Source organism: Gardnerella sp. CCPDSM, from assembly GCF_056754715.1.
Window position 1 is genome coordinate 1 of the sequence record NZ_JBQEQO010000059.1, and the last position, 549, is coordinate 549.

Consider the following 549-nt stretch of genomic DNA (forward strand, 5'->3'; position numbering starts at 1 on the left):
TGAACGTGAAAAACACAGCATAGTAGCGTATGTTTCTTCATCAGCCGTTTTACGTTGCGCGAAAGCCATATACTTTCCGTCGCTAGTAAGATGAAAAACTAGACCCTTGTGAGAATTATCTTCTTCCCACTCGCCGGTTCCAACATAGCCAATATACACGCCGTTACGGTAGAAGTTGTTCCCGTTTTTATCAAAAACAGCTCTTTTATGATCCTCATCAACTTCACCATCGTAAAGTTCTATCTGCCCGGGTGTTATTTGCACGTATTTACTCGAATGGTTAAACCCGAGAAGGAAACTATTATAGTTTTGCTGCATGAAACTACCAAAATCACCTTTTTTAACCATTGAAGATATGGAATCTTCTACTATAGTTAGTTTAGAAATAGCCTTATCAGCCGTGGATTTAGCAGCCTCAATGTCTTTATCTTTAACTCTCAGCCAATCGAACGTTCTAAAACTACTTATACTCTCAGCTGAAACGTAATGCCATAGTTTGCTTGTCCCAGCTTTATACGGGTGTTCAGACTCAGGATAATTTTCACCTTT

Annotated in this window: 1 pseudogene; it reads right to left on the reverse strand. The window is 39.3% G+C overall.

From position 1 onward, the window contains the following. Positions 1-549 (reverse strand): annotated as a pseudogene (locus ACTJLE_RS06500) (hypothetical protein); the annotation flags it as partial.